16 protein-coding genes and 1 rRNA gene are annotated in these 18,677 nt (G+C 73.3%); 13 read left to right on the plus strand and 4 right to left on the minus strand.

Translation table 11 applies throughout. The features are described from left to right. Positions 1 to 52 precede the first annotated feature (52 nt). Positions 53 to 169: ribosomal RNA gene (gene rrf, locus ACXET9_RS03775) — 5S ribosomal RNA — on the plus strand. 436 nt (positions 170 to 605) lie between these two features. Here the strand turns inward: rrf and ACXET9_RS03780 are convergent. Beyond that, positions 606 to 1,889 (minus strand): hypothetical protein, encoded by a 1,284-nt coding sequence (locus ACXET9_RS03780; protein ID WP_457884998.1) that lies wholly within the window; start codon positions 1,887 to 1,889, stop codon positions 606 to 608. 30 nt (positions 1,890 to 1,919) lie between these two features. On the opposite strand from ACXET9_RS03780, the gene ACXET9_RS03785 reads away from it, so the two are divergent. The 12 genes from ACXET9_RS03785 to ACXET9_RS03840 all read left to right on the plus strand — a co-directional run bounded on the left by ACXET9_RS03785 (position 1,920) and on the right by ACXET9_RS03840 (position 16,088). Continuing rightward, a complete protein-coding gene (locus ACXET9_RS03785) occupies positions 1,920 to 2,714 on the plus strand; it encodes a hypothetical protein (RefSeq protein ID WP_457885000.1) in 795 nt (264 codons plus the stop codon). Further along, complete coding sequence (locus tag ACXET9_RS03790) at positions 2,711 to 3,787, plus strand: HAD-IIA family hydrolase (protein WP_457885001.1); 1,077 nt, start codon at positions 2,711 to 2,713, stop codon at positions 3,785 to 3,787. The genes ACXET9_RS03785 and ACXET9_RS03790 overlap by 4 nt, the downstream gene beginning before the upstream one ends. Then, positions 3,784 to 4,665 carry a TlyA family RNA methyltransferase gene (locus tag ACXET9_RS03795; protein ID WP_457885003.1) on the plus strand — a complete coding sequence of 294 codons (882 nt, stop codon included), beginning with the start codon at positions 3,784 to 3,786 and terminating at the stop codon, positions 4,663 to 4,665. The genes ACXET9_RS03790 and ACXET9_RS03795 overlap by 4 nt, the downstream gene beginning before the upstream one ends. Then, on the plus strand, positions 4,662 to 5,606 hold the full coding sequence (locus ACXET9_RS03800) for an NAD kinase (protein WP_457885005.1): 945 nt from the start codon (positions 4,662 to 4,664) through the stop codon (positions 5,604 to 5,606). Before ACXET9_RS03795 ends, ACXET9_RS03800 begins: the two co-directional genes overlap by 4 nt. A 9-nt stretch (positions 5,607 to 5,615) precedes the next feature. Beyond that, positions 5,616 to 7,343: a DNA repair protein RecN gene (recN, locus tag ACXET9_RS03805; protein ID WP_457885007.1), complete on the plus strand. Its 1,728-nt coding sequence runs from the start codon at positions 5,616 to 5,618 to the stop codon at positions 7,341 to 7,343. After that, positions 7,340 to 8,518, plus strand: a complete 1,179-nt coding sequence (gene steA / locus ACXET9_RS03810; RefSeq protein WP_457885008.1) for a putative cytokinetic ring protein SteA — start codon at positions 7,340 to 7,342, stop codon at positions 8,516 to 8,518. Before recN ends, steA begins: the two co-directional genes overlap by 4 nt. A gap of 15 nt (positions 8,519 to 8,533) precedes the next feature. Beyond that, on the plus strand, positions 8,534 to 9,655 hold the full coding sequence (locus ACXET9_RS03815) for a copper transporter (RefSeq protein WP_457885010.1): 1,122 nt from the start codon (positions 8,534 to 8,536) through the stop codon (positions 9,653 to 9,655). A 68-nt stretch (positions 9,656 to 9,723) separates the two neighbouring features. After that, entirely contained in the window at positions 9,724 to 10,626 is a 903-nt protein-coding gene (locus ACXET9_RS03820; RefSeq protein WP_457885012.1) for a hypothetical protein, read from the plus strand. Continuing rightward, positions 10,623 to 12,479 (plus strand): lipid II flippase MurJ, encoded by a 1,857-nt coding sequence (locus tag ACXET9_RS03825; RefSeq protein ID WP_457885014.1) that lies wholly within the window; start codon positions 10,623 to 10,625, stop codon positions 12,477 to 12,479. The genes ACXET9_RS03820 and ACXET9_RS03825 overlap by 4 nt, the downstream gene beginning before the upstream one ends. Then, a complete protein-coding gene (locus ACXET9_RS03830; RefSeq protein WP_457885016.1) occupies positions 12,476 to 13,603 on the plus strand; it encodes a glycosyltransferase in 1,128 nt (375 codons plus the stop codon). The genes ACXET9_RS03825 and ACXET9_RS03830 overlap by 4 nt, the downstream gene beginning before the upstream one ends. Before the next feature lie 59 nt (positions 13,604 to 13,662). Next, positions 13,663 to 15,432 carry a CTP synthase gene (locus tag ACXET9_RS03835; RefSeq protein ID WP_457885853.1) on the plus strand — a complete coding sequence of 590 codons (1,770 nt, stop codon included), beginning with the start codon at positions 13,663 to 13,665 and terminating at the stop codon, positions 15,430 to 15,432. A gap of 8 nt (positions 15,433 to 15,440) precedes the next feature. Beyond that, a complete protein-coding gene (locus ACXET9_RS03840; protein ID WP_457885017.1) occupies positions 15,441 to 16,088 on the plus strand; it encodes an NUDIX domain-containing protein in 648 nt (215 codons plus the stop codon). Positions 16,089 to 16,212: 124 nt separating this feature from the next. On the opposite strand, the gene ACXET9_RS03845 is transcribed toward ACXET9_RS03840, so the two are convergent. From ACXET9_RS03845 to msrB, 3 genes are all read right to left on the minus strand, one after another. After that, entirely contained in the window at positions 16,213 to 17,451 is a 1,239-nt protein-coding gene (locus tag ACXET9_RS03845) for an HRDC domain-containing protein (RefSeq protein ID WP_457885018.1), read from the minus strand. Further along, positions 17,448 to 18,089, minus strand: coding sequence for a DUF3000 domain-containing protein (locus ACXET9_RS03850; protein ID WP_457885020.1), 642 nt, complete (start codon positions 18,087 to 18,089; stop codon positions 17,448 to 17,450). The genes ACXET9_RS03845 and ACXET9_RS03850 overlap by 4 nt, the downstream gene beginning before the upstream one ends. A 132-nt stretch (positions 18,090 to 18,221) precedes the next feature. Then, positions 18,222 to 18,665, minus strand: a complete 444-nt coding sequence (gene msrB / locus ACXET9_RS03855) for a peptide-methionine (R)-S-oxide reductase MsrB (RefSeq protein ID WP_457885022.1) — start codon at positions 18,663 to 18,665, stop codon at positions 18,222 to 18,224. Between the last annotated feature and the right edge of the window lie 12 nt (positions 18,666 to 18,677).

The following is an 18,677-nucleotide window of genomic DNA, read 5'->3' on the forward strand; positions in this document are numbered from 1 at the left end:
TCATGATTTCCTTGAGGGGTCGTGGTGTTGTGGGCTGGTTGTCTCATCGTGTTACGGCGGTCATAGCGTCGAGGAAACGCCCGGTTCCATTCCGAACCCGGAAGCTAAGCTTGATTGCGCCGATGGTACTGCACTCGGGAGGGTGTGGGAGAGTAGGTCGCCGCCGGACATCTTCACCGAGAAGGGGTGGGGGAGCCGCTGAGAGCATCGATCGGTAGATCGAATGCATCTCGCCTCCTCCACCCATTTTCGCATGCCCGATTCTTGGTGTGACGTGGCTTACGGGAGCGGGGTGCTACAGCGGGTTCCCCTTGCACCAGGGGTATCGAACGAAGCGTCTATCCGTGCGTTGAAGTTCTGCACCGGTGTTTGAGGAGTCAGCTCAAGGATTTCAGCAGTGCTTTTTTCTGGCTTACAGTGCGTGTCGATGTGTTGGTTTCTATCGAAGTTCCTCTCCGGAAATTGCTGTTTCAATCAGGGTTTCGGGGTGAAGGGGAGATGTGACGCGAGAGCGAGGGGCGGTCTGGCGAGGCCCACTTTTTCTGGGGCGGGTGCGCCGGCTCCGAGATGCAGGGCCGGCCACGACATCATGGGGAGGCTTCCCTTCATGCGACCTCCGACGGCGCGCGGCGTGCCCTGGGGCCGCCTCCGCACGGGGTCTGACGCCGTCGCTGTTGCCCAGCTTGTACTGTGAGCCAGGTGGGTGGTCCGGGTCTCGGGTGTGTGTGCTGGTCCATCGGCAGGCGCCCCAGGCTGGTGAAAGCAGTCACGGATGGCCGCTGGTCACGATGAGGGAACGAAGCCGTCGCATAAAGTTGGCGCACGGACATCGCAACAGAATATGGATGGGCAGCGTGGCGGACGACAGCAAGATCGAGAAGGACCGAGGGCGGGACGACAAGCGTCAGAGCGCCCCGCGCTCCCACACCAATTCTTCCGGAGACCGCCGTCCTCGTGGGAACGATGACCGTGGCGGATACCAGCGACGTGATGGCCGCGGCGGGTACCAGGGCCGTGACGATCGCGGAGGCTCCCAGCGTCGGGACGACCGGGACCGCGGCGGGTACCAGAAGCGCGATGACCGTGGTGGGTACCAGCGTCGTGATGACCGTGACCGTGGTGGGTACCAGCGGCGGGACGATCGGGACCGTGGTGGGTACCAGAAGCGCGATGACCGTGGTGGGTACCAGCGTCGGGACGATCGGGACCGCGGTGGGTATCAGAAGCGCGACGATCGCGGTGGGTACCAGCGTCGTGATGACCGCGATCGCGGTGGGTACCAGCGTCGTGATGACCGCGATCGCGGTGGATACCAGCGTCGTGATGACCGGGACCGTGGTGGCTACGAGAAGCGCGATGATCGTGGCGGGTATCAGAAGCGCGATGATCGCGGTGGGTACCAGCGGCGGGACGATCGGGACCGTGGCGGGTATCAGAAGCGTGATGACCGTGGTGGGTACCAGCGTCGTGATGACCGGGACCGTGGTGGCTATCAGAAGCGTGATGACCGTGGTGGGTACCAGCGTCGTGATGACCGGGATCGCGGTGGCTACCAGAAGCGTGATGACCGGGACCGTGGTGGGTACCAGCGCCGGGACGACCGCGACCGCGGCAGGGACCAGGGTGGATACCAGCGGCGTGATGATCGCGGCGGCTATCAGCGGCGTGACGATCGCACTGACCGTCGGCCGTCGCGACCCGGGCAGGAGGCTCGTGCGGAGCGACCCTACGAGCCGGAGATCCCGGAGGGGATCACCGGTCGGGAGCTCGACGGGGACATCCAGGCTGAGCTGCGCGGACTGAGCAAGGAGACCGCCGAGCGGGTCTCCCAGCATCTCGTCGCCGCTTTCGTCCTCGAGTCCGAGTATCCCGAGCGCTCGCTGTCCCATGCGCGCTTCGCGGCTCGGATCGGCGGGCGCGTGGGCGTCGTGCGCGAGATGTACGGGATCTTCGCCTACCGTCGCAGCGACTACCGCACGGCGAGCCGTGAGCTGCGGACCGCTCTTCGGATCACGGGCCGATCGGACATCATTCCGCTCCTCGCCGACTGCGAGCGAGGTCTGGGCCGCCCTGAACGAGCGCTCGACATCGCCTCGTCCGAGGAGGCGGCGGGACTCGGCGTGGATGCCTCCATCGAGCTCATGATCGTGGTGGCGGGTGCCTACGCGGACACGGGCGATATCCAGACGGCGCTGCGCACTCTCGAGATCCCCGCACTGCGCCATAAGGTCGACGGTCGCTGGCAGGTGCGCCTGTGGGTGGCCTATGCGGACCTGCTCGAGCGTGCGGATCGCGCCGAGGAGGCGCGGCGCTGGCTCACCCTTGCGGCCGACGCCGATACCGACCGGATCACCGATGCCGCAGAGCGGCTCGGACGACCGGCGCCTGCGCCCATGCCGGAGCCTTCCTGGGAGGACGACGAGGAGATCTCCGTGATCGACGTGTTCGAGGATCTCGACGCGTCGGACGAGGATGATCTGGACGACGACATGGCATCGAACGTCGATGACCTCGACGTCGATGCCTCCGAGGCAGACGATGAGGATGCAGCGGAGAGCTCTGCGGACGAGGGCCGTGACGATGAGCAGGTCGATGACGCTGCCGGAAACGATGGCGTCGCTGATGCTGATGCTGATGCTGATGCTGACGCGGATGAGGACGGGGACGCAGCTGAGGAAGAGGGCGCCGACGAGGACAAGGAGGCCGGGCGATGAGCCGCGTTCCCTCGCCCTCCCTGCTCGACGTCTATGACGCGCTGCTGTTCGATCTCGACGGCACGCTCATGCACGGGGCGCAGGCGATCCCTCATGCTCCTGAGGCGATCGAGGCCGCACGGGCGGCGGGGCGCACCGTCGTCTTCGCGACGAACAATGCGTCGCGGACGCCGCAGCAGGCCGCCGACCATCTGGCGGTCGTCGGGATCCCCTCGTCGCCCGAGGAGTTCGCGACCTCGCCGCAGATCGCGTCCGCCCTGCTCGCCGAGCAGCTGGAGCCGGGGGCGAAGGTGCTCGTCGTCGGTGGGCCGAGCCTGGCCGCGGAGATCCGTGCCGCGGGCCTCGAGCCCGTGGACCGCGACGAGCCGGAGGTCGCCGCCGTCGTCCAGGGCTGGTCGCCCGACCTGGACTGGGCTCGCCTCGCGGAGGGTGCCTACGCGATCCGCCATGGCGCGCTGTGGATGGCCACCAACACCGATGCGACGCTGCCGACCGAGCGCGGGATGGCGCCGGGCAACGGTTCGCTCGTCGCCGCGATCGCGCACGCGACGGGAGCCGTCCCGCAGGTGGCCGGCAAGCCCGAGCCGGGAATGTTCCTGATCGCTGCGAAGAACGTCGGCTCCCGCCGACCGCTGGTGATCGGCGACCGGCTCGATACGGACATCGAGGGCGCGCGTCGTGCGGGCATGGACTCCCTGCTGGTCCTGACCGGTGTCAACACTGCCGAGGATGCGCTGCGCGCGGATCCCGGTCTGCGTCCGACCTTCGTGCTGGCCGATCTCGCGACCCTCACCGCTCCGTTCGATGCGACGGTCGTCGAGGGCGATCGCGTCCGCTGCGGCGGCGTCTCCGCGCACTGGGCGGAGGGCGATGTCGTCGTCGAGGGGTCTCTCGACGGGACGCCCGGTGAGGACCCGAGGGCGCTGCGCGCCGTGCTCGCGCTCCTCGAGGAGCGCAGCGGCGACCGGGCCTGGACCGGACGGCTGCTGACCGGCCGCGAGGACGCCGGCGCAGGTGACGCCGACGGTGCGGGAGCCCGCGGAGAGGCCGACGTCCCCGCCGATCAGCGGTGAGCGATCGGTCAGGCGGCGCGCGGAGGCTCGACCTCGCGCTCGCGGAGGAGGGCCTCGCCCGTTCCCGCACGCATGCACGCCGGATCGTCGAGGAGGGCCGCGCCCGGGTCGACGGGCGGACGGTCTCCAAGCCGTCCGCGATGGTCCCGGCCGGGGCGGGGCTCGAGGTCGTCGACGTGCCGGACGGCGTCGAGTACGCCTCCCGGGCCGCGCACAAGCTGATCAGCGCCCTCGACGCCTTCGATGTCGATCCCGCCGGTCTGCGCTGCCTCGATGCGGGCGCCTCCACCGGAGGGTTCACCGACGTGCTGCTGCGGCGGGGCGCGGCGCACGTGATCGCGGTGGACATCGGTCATGACCAGCTGGCCGCGCATGTGCGGGACGATCCGCGGGTCGAGGTCCGCGACGGGATCAGCGTGCGTGATCTCGACGTCGATCTCGTCGGCGGGAGCGTGGACCTGCTCGTGAGCGATCTGTCCTTCATCTCGCTGCGCACCGTGGTGGCGCCGCTGGGGTCCGCGGTCCGCCGCGGCGGCGAGCTGCTGCTCATGGTGAAGCCGCAGTTCGAGGTCGGCAGGAAGGCGCTGCCGCGCACCGGCGTCGTCGCGGATCCGCGGGCGCGGCGGGATGCGGTCGTCGGCGTCGCCGAGGCGGCGGCCGAGGCGGGCCTGCGGATGCTGGGCGTGCGCGCGAGCGGGCTGCCGGGGCAGGACGGCAACCGCGAGTTCTTCCTCCGTCTGCGTGCCGAGGGCACCGCCTGCAGGGTCGATGCGTCGTCCTATGACATGATCGGTGCCGTCGCGGAGGAGTCCGCGGCCGATGCAGCGCGTCCGCCGGCGGGACAGCACGCCGGACCAGAGGAGGAGACCCGGGGATGAGACGCTTCCTCCTGTACGTCCACAGCGGTCGGCGCGCGGCGCTGCGCGCGACCATGACGGTGCTCGAGGAGCTCTCCGCCCATGGAGTGCGCGGAGTCCTCGTCGACGACCAGGTCGACGAGATCCGGGCCCTTCCCCCGCAGGACGTCCCCCCGGGGCTGGTGGACCTCCTGCAGGGAGACAGCGTCGACGTCCTCGACGCGGTCTCCGCCGCGGACCTCGTCGAGCTCGGGATCGTGCTCGGGGGCGACGGGACCATCCTGCGGGCGCTCGAGGCCGTACGCGAGGCCGACGTCCCCGTCCACGGCGTGAACCTCGGCCATGTCGGCTTCCTCGCCGAGAGCGAGGCGGCGGATCTCGCCACCACCGTCTCCCGGCTCCTGGAGGGCGACTACCAGATCGAGAACAGATCGGCCCTGGACATCACCGTCCTGGATGCCGACGACCGTCCCGTCGCCTCGCATTGGGCGCTGAACGAGGCGTCGCTGGAGAAGGCCGACCGGCAGAAGATGATCACGGTGGCCATCGAGATCGACGGCCGGCCCGTGTCCTCCTTCGGATGCGACGGCGTGCTGCTGTCCACCTCCACGGGCTCGACGGCCTACGCCTTCAGCGCCGGAGGCCCCGTGATCTGGCCCGAGGTCGATGCGATGCTCCTGATCCCGATCGCCGCGCATGCGCTGTTCGCGCGGCCGCTCGTGCTGGGGCGCTCGTCGGAGGCCGCGATCGAGATGACCCTCGACAGCCCGGAGGACGGGATCCTCACCCTCGACGGACGGCGCAGCCAGGAGATCCTCGCCGGCATGCGCGTCGAGGCACGGCTGTCGCCGCAGTCGGTGCGGCTCGTGCGGCTGAGCGCCACCCCGTTCGCGGACCGCCTGGTCGAGAAGTTCCAGCTGCCGGTCGTCGGCTGGCGGGGCCGCGGGCCCGGGACGCGCTGAGGCGACCGCATGCTCTCCACCCTCAGGATCCGCCGGATCGGCGTGATCGACGACGCGATGCTCGAGTTCGGCCCCGGTTTCACCGCGCTCACCGGCGAGACGGGCGCCGGCAAGACGATGATCGTCACCGGTCTCAGCATGCTGCTGGGCGTGCGGCTCGATCGCGGGCGCACCACCGAGTCCAGCACGGTCGACGGCGCTCTCGCGCTCGGCGGCCACCATGAGCTCGAGGAGGCGCTCGACGAGCTGGGCGCCGACGTCGAGGACGGCGAGGTGCTCGTCGTCCGCCGGGTCACCCGCGACGGCCGCTCCCGGGCGCAGATCGGGGGCGTGCCCGTCCCGATCGGGACCCTCGCCCGCCTCGTCGGCACCGCGGTGACCGTCCACGGGCAGTCCGATCAGCAGCGGCTGCGCGATCCCGATGCGCAGCGCGAGGCGCTGGACCGCTTCGCCGAGGACGAGATCGGCCCGCTCCTGGCACGGCACCGCGAGATCTGGAGCGAGCGCGCCGCCCTGCGCACCCGCGTCGACGAGCTCGACGCGCTCCTGTCCGAGCGCGACCGTCGTGGGACCGCGCTGCGCGAGGCCCTCGAGCGGATCGAGGGGCTGGACCCGCAGCCGGGGGAGGACGCCGCCCTGCGTGCGGAGCTCGAGCGGCTGGCCAACGCCGAGCAGCTGCGCGGAGATGCCGGGGCGGCGGCCGCGGCGCTCGTCGGCGACGACGACGGCCCCTCCGCCGGGGCGCTGCTGGACATCGCCTCGCAGTCCGCGGGACGCGCCTCCCGGACCGATCCGGGCCTCGCCCCGCTGGTGGAGCGGATCGATGCGGTGCGCATCGAGGTCTCCGACGTCGCCGCGGAGCTCTCCCGCTATGCCGAGGACATGGACACCACCCCCGGTCGCGTCGACGCGGCGAACGAGCGTCTCGCCGAGCTCACCTCCCTGGTCCGCGACCTCGGAGCGCTGCTCCCCGGCGAGGACGGACCCAGCGAGGACGTCACCGCGCTGCTGACCGCCTCCCAGGGGGCGGCCGCCGCCCTCGACCGCTTCGACGGCGCGGAGGAGGAGCGCAGCGTCGCCGCCGCACGGCTCGCCGAGCTCGAGGCGGAGCTGGAGAGCGCCGCGGAGGCGCTGTCCGCGGCCCGCACGGAGGCGGCGCGCGCCCTCTCGACCGCGGTCCAGGAGGAGCTGCGCCATCTCGAGATGCCCGACGCCGCGATCGAGGTCCGCGTCTCCGCGCACGGGCATCGGTCCCACGGCCGGGACGCCGTCGCGATCCTCCTCGCCCCGCATCCGGGGGCCGAGCACCGACCCGTCGCGCAGGCCGCCTCCGGCGGCGAGCTCTCCCGCGTCATGCTCGCCCTCGAGGTCGCCCTCGCCTCGTCCCGCCGGGACCGCACGGCCGCGCCCGTCTTCGTCTTCGACGAGATCGACGCCGGCATCGGCGGGCGCGCCGCCCTCGCCGTCGGGCAGCGCCTCGCCCGGCTCGCGCGGCACGCCCAGGTCATCGTCGTCACCCATCTGCCCCAGGTCGCCGCGCATGCGAGCACGCACCTGCAGATCGTGAAGTCCTCCCACGACGGCACCACCAGCTCCACCGTCGAGTCCCTCGGACGCCCCGAGCGGATCCGCGAGCTCGCCCGGATGCTCGCCGGCGACGCCGCCTCCGACGTCGCGCTCGCGCATGCCGAGGAGCTGCTGGACGAGGCGTCCGCGGTCGCGCGGGAAGCCCGATGAACGGCCGCGCGGACAGCGTCGAGGGCACGGCGCGCCTGGGCCGACGCACCAAGGACCTCACCAAGCGTCTCGTCCCCGGGGACATCGCGGTCATCGACCACGAGGACATCGACCGCGTCGCCGCCGAGGCCCTCGTCGAGCGCCGGCCCGCCGCCGTGCTGAACGCCGCCGCCTCCACCTCCGGCCGCTACCCCAATGCCGGACCGCGGATCCTCGTGGACGCCGGGATCCTGCTGATCGACTCCCTGGGACCGGATCTGTTCGAGACCCTCCGCGAGGGGGACCGGATCTCGGTCGAGGGCGGCGCGATCCTCCGCGACGAGAAGGTCGTCCTGCACGGCACCGCCCAGGACGACGCCGCCGTCGAGTGCTCCCTCGAGCAGGCCCGCGAGGGGCTGTCCGAGCAGCTCGAGCTGTTCGCGAAGAACACGATGGAGTACATGCTGCGCGAGCGCGACCTGCTGCTCGACGGCATCGGCACCCCCGAGGTGCGCACCGCGATGGACCGCCGCCCCGTCCTGATCGTCGTGCGCGGCTACCACTACAAGGAGGACCTCGCGACGCTGAAGCCCTTCCTGCGGGAGAACCGGCCCGTGGTGATCGGCGTCGACGGCGGCGCCGACGCCGTGCTCGAGGCGGGGTGGACGCCCGACATGATCATCGGCGACATGGACTCCGTCTCCGACCGGGCGCTCGCCTGCGGTGCGGAGCTCGTGGTGCATGCCTACCGCGACGGCCGGGCCCCCGGCATGGAGCGGCTCGAGGCGCTCGGCCTGGGGGAGCGGGCGATCCTCTTCCCCGCCTCCGGCACCAGCGAGGACATCGCGATGCTGCTCGCCGACGAGAAGGGCGCGAGCGTCATCGTCGCCGTCGGCACCCACGGCACCCTCGAGGAGTTCCTGGACAAGGGGAGGGCGGGCATGAGCTCGACCTTCCTCACACGTCTGCGGATCGGGTCGAAGCTGGTGGACGCCAAGGGCGTCTCCCGCCTGTACCGTCAGAGGATCTCGACCTTCCAGCTGGTGCTCCTCGCCGCCGCGGGCCTCGTCGCCCTCGCCGTCGCACTGTGGTCCACCGAGGGCGGCCAGGCGCTCGTGCAGATCATCGGCGCTCGTCTGGACGGCCTGCTGTCCCTGTTCACCACCCTGTTCGAGCCCCGGCCCAACGGGACGTAGGAGGAACCCGACCCCGTGATCGACTTCCGATACCACCTCGTCTCCCTGATCTCCGTGTTCCTGGCGCTCGCCGTCGGGATCGTGCTGGGGGCCGGTCCGCTGCGCGAGAGCCTCGGCGACCAGCTGTCCACGCAGGTCGAGCAGCTGCGCACCGAGCAGGATGCGCTGCGGGTCGAGGCCGAGGACCTCGCCTCGCAGAACGACCAGCTCGCGAGCTTCATCACCGAGATCGGGCCCGAACTGGTGGACGCCACGCTGCCGGGCGCGCAGATCGCCGTGCTGACCGACGACTCCTCCACCCGCTCCTCGGTGGAGCGCATGGTCTCGCTCCTCGAGGACGCCGGCGCCGGCTCCGTCGTGACGGTCTCCCTGGAGACGTCGATGTGGGAGCCGGCGCAGGCCGACGTCCGCGCCGAGGCCGTCGCCGAGATCGCCGCCATCGCGCCGGCCCTGCTCACCTCCGGGGATGCCGGTGTCGACGACGCGGAGGCGCTCTCGGCGCTCATCGTCACGCTGCTCCAGCCGCAGGGACCGGAGGACCTCACGGCGGACCTGCGAGGGCAGGTCTGGCAGGTGCTGCAGGACAAGCAGCTGATCGCGGTCGACGGCGGAGACATCGGCACGGTGGACGGCGTCGTCTACGCGGCGGCCGAGCAGAGCGTGTTCGTCGACGAGTCCGACGACGACGCGACGGCCGCCGAGCGCGCCCAGGGCCAGCTGAGCGCGCAGACCGCGATGCTCGTCGCCCTCACCGGGAGCGGACTGCCGGCCGTCGTCGCCGGCGCCACCCCGGGCAACGACGGCACCGTCAGCCTCCTGCGCACCGTCCGCGGGGACGTCCGCTTCGCCTCCCTGTCCACGACGGATCGCCTGCAGGCGGCCGACGGGCCCGTCCTCGCGGTGCTCGCGCTCATCGAGCAGACCCGCGGCGGCTCCGGCGCGTACGGCACGACGACGGAGGCCGACGATCGCCTCCCCGCCCTCCCCGAGGTCCAGTCCGCACTGGCGGGGCAGGCCACGACCGAGACGCCCGATGCCACCGCGACCGACGGGGCGGGGACCGATGGGACCGACGGGACCGACGGCGCGGACTCCGGCAGCATCGCCTCGGACGCCGGCGGGGAGGCCGACGGATGAACCGGCAGAGCCCCTCGAACCCTCAGAGCCCCTCGACCCCCCAGAGCTCCCGGAACCGCCGGAACACCGTGAGCCGCACCGTGGATGCACTCCGCCGGGAGCTGCGCCGCACGAACTTCGCCGGCCGCACCGTCAGCCTCGCGGAGGGGGCGGCCGTCGTCGCGGGGACCGCGACGCTCGCCGCCCGTGCGGGCCGGCCCGCCGACGCCGCGGTGATCGGGACGATCGGGGCGCTGGGTCTCGCGGACGACATCGTCGAGCCGCGCCAGCGCGCGGCCGGCGTCCCGGTCGCGAAGGGCCTGGCCGGGCATCTCGGACGGCTGCGCGCCGGGCAGCTGACCACCGGCGCGGCGAAGGCGCTGGGCATCCCGCTGGTGGCCCTGGCGGGCACCCTGGCGGCGCCGCGGCCGCGCGGCGGCGCCATGGTCCTCGTCGACGCCGCGCTCGTCGCGGGCTGCGCGAACCTCGCCAACCTCCTGGACCTGCGGCCCGGACGCGCCCTCAAGGTCGTCCTCCCCGCCGCGGCGCTCCTCGCCCTGCCGGCGGCCCCGTCGGCCGCCTCGTCGGACGCCCTGCCGGAGGGGACCTCGACGGCGGGCACCCGCGAGCGCCGGGCGAGCGGAGCGGCCGTCGCACGCTCCGCCCTGCTGCCGGGCCTCGTCGCGCTGCCGGCGGACCTGCGCGAGCGCGGCATGCTCGGCGACGCCGGCGCGAACGCGCTGGGGGCCGCCGTCGGCATCGCCGCCGCCCGCCGGCTTCCGCCGGCGGCCCGTCTCGGCCTGCTCGCCGGCATCGGCGCCCTCACCCTCGCGAGCGAGCGCGTGAGCTTCAGCGCCGTCATCGACCGCACCCCGGCGCTGCGCGCGATCGACCGCCTGGGCCGTCTGCCCGTCCCCGCGCCCTCCGGTGCACCGTCGGTCGCCCCGGACGGGGCATCCGCCCCGGACGGTGCGTCAGGGGAGGGCGCATGAGCACGGCCAGCACCGGCGGACGCCGGCGGAGCCCCGCCCCGTCCACTGCCCCGGGTCCCGCCTCGGGGGTGCTGGTGCGTTCGATCCTCCGCAGCGCCGGCCTGATCCTGATCATCACCGTCCTCGCGCGGATCGCGGGCTTCTTGCGCTATCTCGTCTTCGGGGCGAGCGTCGGGGCGGGCGACGTCGGCACCGCGTACTCCACCGCGAACCTGCTGCCGAACGTCCTGTTCGAGATCGTCGCGGGCGGCGCACTCGCCGCCGTCGTCGTCCCGCTCGTCGCCGGCCTCGTCCCCGGACCGGAGCGCCGGCGCGCCCAGGACGTCGGCGCCGCGGAGCGCGCTGAGGCCGCGTCGACCCCTGAGCACGCGGCGACCAGCGAGCACGCGGCGACCAGCGAGCACGCGGCGACCCCCGAGGCGGCGTCGACCCCTGAGACCGCGGCGGTGTCCGACGAGGCGGCGGACGGCGCGGAGCGCGCGAACCGCATCGTCTCGGCGCTGCTGACCTGGACGCTGCTGGGCACCGTGCTGCTCGGCGTCGTGATCGTCCTCGCCTCGGAGCCGCTCGCACAGCTGCTGCTGGACGCCGACGGGCCCGCCGCCCCCGGCGTCGCCCTCGGAGCGCGCCTGCTGCGCATCTTCGCCGTCCAGCTGCCGTTCTACGCGATCGCCGTCGTCGCCGGTGCCTACCTGCAGGCCCGACGACGCTTCCTGTGGCCGGCGCTGGTGCCGCTGATCTCCTCGCTCGTGGTGATGGCGTCCTACCGCGTCTACGCGATGCTCGTGCCGCCCGTCGCGACCGCCTCGACGATCGACGGGGCCGCCGTGGCCTGGCTCGGCTGGGGGACCACCGCGGGCGTCGTCGTGATGGCGCTTCCCGTCCTGATCGTCGCCCTGCGCAGCGGGCTGCGGCTGCGCCCGACGCTGCGGATGCCCGAGGGATCGGGGCGCCGCGCGCTGGCGCTCGGCGGCGCGGGACTGGGCGCCGTCGGCGCACAGCAGGGCGTGCTCGCGCTCGTCATGCTGCTGGCGATGCGCGCGGGCGGGACCGGCACCCTGCCCGTGTTCCAGTACGCGCAGGCGCTGTACCTCCTGCCCTACGCGATCCTCGTCGTGCCGCTGGTGACCGCGGTCTTCCCGCAGCTGTCCGAGATGCGCCTGGTGGGCGACACCGTCGGCTTCGGACGCGTGGCCGCGGCCTCGGTCCGCACGGTCGTGGTGGTCGCCGTGGTCGGCGCCGCGATGCTCATCGCCGGCGCTCCCGCCCTCGAGCAGTTCTTCCGCGTCGTCGACCGCGCCGGCGCGACCGGCGTCGGGTCGAGCACCGCCGCCCTCGCCCTCGGCCTGGCCGGGTTCGCGGTCGCCACGCAGTGCACGCGCGTGCTGTCCGCGGCGCTCCGGGCGCGGGACGCGCTGCTCGTCGGCTCCGTCGGCTGGGTCGTCGCCGCGGTGCTGATCATCCTGCTGATCCTGCCCAGCCCCACCCGGTCCTCGGCCGAGGCCGCGACCTCCTTCGGCCTCGCGATCGCCGCCGGGATGGCGATCTCCGCGCTGGTCGGCTTCGCGCGCATCGCCGACATCATCGAGCCCGGCGGACACCTCCCGCGGATGCGCCGCACCGCGCTGCTGGCACCGGTCGCGCTGCTGCTCGGCGCCGTGCCCGGCTACCTGATCGCCCATCGGATGGTGACCGTGGACACGACCGTGCCGACGAGCATCCTCGCGGGCGTCCTCGCCGGCGCCGTCGCCGCGATCGTCAGCGCGCTGGTGATGGCCGCGGCCGACCCGCCGCTCGCCCGGGACATCCTCGGGCGCCTCCGGCACCGCGACGGGCGGACGGTCGGAGCATGAGGGTCCTCCTGGTCCGGCCGCGCGCGACCGGCGGCCTCGCCGCCCACGTCGACCAGGAGCTCGCGCTCCTGCGGCAGCACGGAGCCGACATCCGGGAGGCCGACGTCCGGATCCGTGAGCGCCCGCGGCCGCTGGCGGACCTCCGCACGGTGCGCGCGCTCCGCGCCGAGGCCCGCGCGCTGCGACCGGTCTCCGTGCACGCCCACGGGCTGCGCGCAGGAGCGCTCGCCGCGCTGGCCCTCGGACGCCGCCCCCGCTCCGGATCCGAGCAGCGGCTCGTCGTGACCCTGCACAACCGCACCGTCGGCTCCGCCCCCGCGCGCGCGGTCGGGGCCCTGCTGCTGCGGCTGCTGGCCGCCCGCGCGGACATCGTCCTGGCCGTCTCCCCGGATCTCGCCGAGGACGCGCGACGGGCCGGGGCACCGGTCGTCCGCCACGCGGTCGTCCCGGCCCCGGGCGGCGACGCGCCGGGCGGCGACGCGCCGGGACCCGCATCTGTGATGGAGAACGCTGCGGCGGCCTCGCCGCCCGACGGCCGTGATGCTCCCCGCAGCCCGGAGCGCCCCGACGGCCCCGATGCTCCCGACGCCACCGGCGCGCTCGAGGTCCTCGTCGTGGCCCGGCTCGCCCCGCAGAAGGGGCTCGAGGACCTCTTCGACGCCCTCGCGCTGCTCCGCGAGCGGGAGCTCCCGCTGCGCGTGCGGATCGCGGGGGAGGGGCCGCTGCGGGAGGCGCTCGCCGAGCGCATCCGCGCCGAGCGGCTCCCGGTCGAGCTGCTCGGCTGGCGCACCGACACGGCGGAGCTCCTGGTCGCGGCCGACCTCGTGGTGTCCGCGGCCCGCTGGGAGGGGCAGCCCGTCGCGCTCCAGGAGGCGCTGCGCGCCGGCCGGGCGATCGTCGCGACCGATGCCGGCGGCACCCGCTGGGTGACCGGGGAGGCGGCCGCCCTGGTGCCCGTGGGCGATGCCCCCGCGCTCGCCGCCGCCGTCGCCGAGCTCGCCGATCCCGACCGTCGGCGCGAGGCCGAGCGCGCCTCGCGCGCGCGAGCCGCCGAGCTCCCCACGGCCGACGACATGGCCGAGCAGCTGCTCGGACTCCTGGTCGTGCGCCCCGCCCGATGGTAGGTTGACAGTCCGTGGCAGATACCAGCGCGAGCACCCCCAGCCAGTCCAGCCCCGGCCCCATCGCCCACGCCGCCTCGAGCGCCGCGGCGAAGCCCTTCCGGAATCCGGGCACCACCAAGCACATCTTCGTGACGGGGGGTGTGGTCTCCAGCCTCGGCAAGGGACTGACCGCCTCCTCGCTCGGCATGCTCCTGAAGAACCGCGGCCTGCGCGTGCGGATGCAGAAGCTGGATCCCTACCTCAACGTCGATCCGGGGACGATGAACCCCTTCCAGCACGGTGAGGTGTTCGTCACCGAGGACGGCGCGGAGACCGACCTCGACATCGGCCACTACGAGCGCTTCCTCGACGAGAGCCTCTCGGCCGATGCCAACGTGACGACCGGCCAGGTGTACTCCGGCGTCATCGCCAAGGAGCGGCGCGGCGAATACCTCGGCGACACGGTCCAGGTGATCCCGCACATCACCAACGCCATCAAGGAGGCCATGCGCTCGCAGGCCGGCGAGGGCGTCGACGTGATCATCACCGAGATCGGCGGGACCGTCGGCGACATCGAGTCGCAGCCGTTCCTCGAGGCCGCCCGCCAGGTCCGCCAGGACGTCGGCCGCGACAACGTGTTCTTCGTGCACGTCTCCCTGGTCCCGTTCATCGGCCCCTCCCAGGAGCTGAAGACCAAGCCGACCCAGCACTCGGTGGCCGCCCTGCGGTCCATCGGCATCCAGCCCGATGCGATCGTGCTGCGCGCGGACCGGCAGCTGCCGGCCTCGGTCAAGGCGAAGATCTCCTCGATGTGCGACGTCGACCTCGATGCCGTCGTCGTCTGCGCGGACGCGTCCTCGATCTACGACATCCCGAAGGTCATCCACGGCGAGGGCCTGGATGCGTACGCGATCCGTCGCCTCGACCTGCTCAGCCATGACGTGGACTGGTCGCAGTGGGACGAGCTGCTGCAGCGCGTCCACCACCCCGCGCACACCGTCACGGTCGCGCTCGTCGGCAAGTACGTCGACCTCCCCGACGCCTACCTCTCGGTGACCGAGGCCCTGCGCGCCGGCGGCTTCCATCACGCGGCGAAGGTCGAGATCCGCTGGGTCGAGGCCGACGGCTGCATCACCCCCGAGGGCGCCCGGCAGCAGCTCCAGGACGTCGACGCGATCGTCGTGCCCGGCGGCTTCGGCGTCCGCGGCGTCGACGGGAAGGTCGGCGCGCTGCGCCATGCGCGGGAGACCGGCCTGCCGGCGCTGGGCCTCTGCCTGGGCATGCAGTGCATGGTCATCGAGTACGCCCGCCACGAGCTGGGCTGGGCCGATGCGCACTCCACCGAGTTCGAGCCCGGCAGCGCCCATCCCGTGATCGCGACCATGGCCGAGCAGGAGAGCATCGTCTCCGGCGGCGGCGACCTGGGCGGCACCATGCGCCTGGGCGCCTACGACCATCAGCTCGCGGAGGGCTCGCTGGCGGCATCGGTCTACGGCACCACGCAGGTCGCCGAGCGCCACCGTCACCGCTTCGAGGTCAACAACGCCTACCGCGAGGATCTCGAGTCCGCCGGACTGCGCATCTCCGGGGTCTCGGCCGATCGCTCCCTCGTGGAGTTCGTCGAGCTCCCCGCGGACGTGCACCCGTACTACATCGGGACGCAGGCGCACCCGGAGCTGAAGTCCCGCCCGACGGTCGCCCACCCCCTGTTCTCCGGGCTGATCGGCGCCGCCCTCGAGGCCCAGCGCGCCACGCGCCTGCTCGAGGTGGATCCGGTCCCGGCGCCCGCGGTCGATCCCGCGCAGGTCGCCGAGGCCGCCGAGGCCGCCGAGGACGGCGAGCAGGAGTGAACGCCCCCATGGCCTCCGACGACCCCTCGCTCGCCCTCGCCGACGCGGTCGGGCAGCGGCCCGTCTCCGCGCGGCGCACCGTGCATGCGGGGATGGTCGCCGACGTCGTCCGCGACACGGTCGAGTTCGGACCGGGCTCGCGCTTCGACCGCGAGTACGTCCGCCATCCCGGCGCGGTCGCCGTGCTCGCGCTCGACGACCGCGATCGCGTGCTGCTGATCCACCAGTACCGGCACCCGGTCGGCCACACCCTCTGGGAGATCCCTGCCGGGCTCCTGGATCTCGAGGGCGAGGCCCCGCAGATCGGAGCCGCTCGCGAGCTCGCCGAGGAGGCCTCCGTCGAGGCCGCCCGGATGGAGACCCTGGTGGATCTCCGACCGAGCCCCGGCGGCAGCGACGAGGTGATCCGCGTCTACCTCGCCACCGGGATCTCGGCCGTCGTCGACGACGCGTACGAGCGCACCGACGAGGAGGCGGAGCTGGTGCTGCGCTGGGTGCCCGTCGCCGAGGCGGTGCGCGCCGTCCTCGCGGGGGAGATCACCAACGCGACGACGGTCGGCGGCCTGCTCGCCCTGCAGGCCTCGCGGACTCTGGAGGATGCGCCGGCGCTGCGTCCCGCGGACGCGCCGTTCATGGAGCGGCCCGGCCGCGACTGACCCCGTGCTCCGAGCTCCGGGGCTCGATGACAGGGTCTGACGACGGGGTCGCCCGGAAGCAGGGACGGGGCCGCCCGGCAGCAGGTCTGCCGGGCGGCCCCGTCGGCCGTCGGCGACGGCGAGGTCAGCCGACGGAGCGCAGATGCTCCGTGAGCGCGCGGTGGATGACCGGGGCGGTCTGCTCGGACTGCCAGCGGCGGGCGCCGAGATCACGCAGCTCCTGCTCGATGACGTCCTCGTCGGGCGCGGTCTCGTGCTCCCACACCCAGCGGCGCAGCAGCGCGGGCTGGAGGAGGTTCTCCGCCGGCATCTCGAGGTCCTCGGCGCGATCGGCGACGGCCTCCCGGATCGGGAGGTAGCGCTCCCATGCCTCCGGATGCTTCTTGGACCAGAGCTTGTGGGGCGGCGGGTACGAGCGCTCGGAGCGTTCGGGCAGATGCGACGGCGGCAGGTCGAGCCCGCTGCGGGCGGCCTTCCACCACACGTCCTTGCGCCGCAGCGGCGCCGGCAGCGCACGGTCGAAGGCGTCGTGGCCCTGCCCGGCGGCCCGTGCGGCGGCCACGATGTCCTTGTCGCGGATGACCCGGTGCGGGGAGAGGTCCTCGCGCGCGGCGATCTCATCGCGGCGCTCCCACATGGCGCGGGCCGCGGCGAGCTGGCGCGCGGTGCGCAGGGCCCCGAGGCCGTGGAGGCCGCGCCAGCTGCTGGAGCGGGAGGGGGAGGGCTCGAGGGTCCGCTCGTGCTCGAACTCCTCGGCGGCCCAGTCGGCCTTGCCCGCCTCCGCGAGACGGCCGGCGAGCACATCGCGGACCTCGACGAGGACCTCGACGTCGAGAGCCGCGTAGACCAGCCAGCTCTCCGGCAGCGGACGACGGGACCAGTCGGCGGCCGAATGCTCCTTGGCCAGCTGCAGGCCGACGGTGTCCTCCACGACGGCGCCGAGGCCCACCCGCTCCATGCCGAGCAGGCGCGCGGCCAGCTCGGTGTCGAACAGGGAGCCGGGGCGCAGGCCGAGCTCGGCGAGGCTGGGCAGGTCTTGGCCCGCCGCGTGCAGCACCCATTCGCGGTCGGCGAGGAGATCGGGCAGCGCCCGCGGCATCGTGAAGGCGAGCGGGTCGATCAGGGCCGTGCCGGCGGTCTCGGTGCGCAGCTGCACGAGATACGAGCGGGAGCTGTAGCGGTAGCTCGAGGCGCGCTCGGCATCGACCGCGACGGGCTCCTCGGGGGCGGAGGCCGCGGCCTCGCACCACTCCAGGAGCATCTGGATCCGGTCGATCACGGGGACCAGGCCGTCGCGCGGCGCGGTCAGGGGAAGGGGACCGGTCTGCCCGGTCGTGCTCAGCGGGGTGGTGGCTTCGTTCACCGTTCGTCCTCGGGATCCGCCGACCGCGGGGCGCGGGCGCGGTGCGTCGGTGCGATGTGGGCGACCTGCGGGGGCGCCGGCGGGAGCCCGCCGGCGGCGGCGAGCATCGCCGTCCAGGCCGCGAAATGGGGGGCGAGGTCCGGGGGACCGTCGGGGGCGCCGTCGGCGTCGTCCTCGGAGGGCGTCCAGGAGATGCGCATCTCGACGTCCACCGTCGACGGCCGCGAGGCGAGCGCGCCGTAGGACTGCGAGACCACCCGGGTGGCCGTGCAGCCGAGCTCGCGCGCATCCGCGCCGTGCAGCTCGAGCGACTCCGTCACCCACGACCAGGCCACGTCGCCGAGCATCGACTCGATCGCGAACTCGGGCTCGAGCTGCGCCTGGACCAGGGCGACCATCCGATACGTGCCGTCCCAGGACTCCTGGCCCTCGGGATCGTGGAGGATCACCAGCCGTCCTGAGGCGAGCTCGTCCTCGTGCGACATGATCTCGCCGGTCGCCGCCCAGGCGGACGGCGCCATGCGCGAAGGCGCCGGGATCTCCCGCCACACGAACTCGGGGAGGACCCGCGCACGGGTCATCGCGTCGACGGCTGCGCGGAAGGCGTCGTCGGCGGAGCGGATGCGATGGACGGACACGCTGGAAGCGTAGTCGCGCGCGCCGACCGGCGACGGCAGGCGCGCCGGACCGCCCGCCCCGCCGATCGGTTCGCGTCGATCGCTGCGGACCGGTCGGCCCGTGTCCGTCCGCTCAGGTTCGCGCAGGATCGCTCAGGCCTGCTCGGCGCCGGCGTCGTCGCTGTGGACGAGGCTGATCGAGTTGATGCAGTAGCGCTGGTCCGTGGGGGTGGGGAAGCCCTCTCCGTCGAACACGTGCCCGAGGTGGGAGCCGCAGCGCGCGCAGCGCACCTCGACGCGGCGCATGCCCATCGAGGTGTCCTCGAGGAGCTCGACGGCGTCCGAGTCGCTCGGGGCCCAGAACGCGGGCCAGCCGCAATGGGCATCGAACTGCTCGCCGGCGGTGAACAGGGTCTCCCCGCAGGCGCGGCAGGCATAGGTGCCGGCGGGCCGGACCTCCTCGTACTCCCCGGTGAAGGGGCGTTCCGTGGCGCCCTGCCGCAGCACCTGGTACTCGGCGGGGGACAGGCGGCGACGCCACTCGTCCTCGCCGATCGCGACGGGGTAGGGGCGCGCGCCGATGGGCTCGGTGGACATGGGTGCTCCGCT

This window comes from Brachybacterium netajii (SeqCode) (assembly GCF_054114245.1).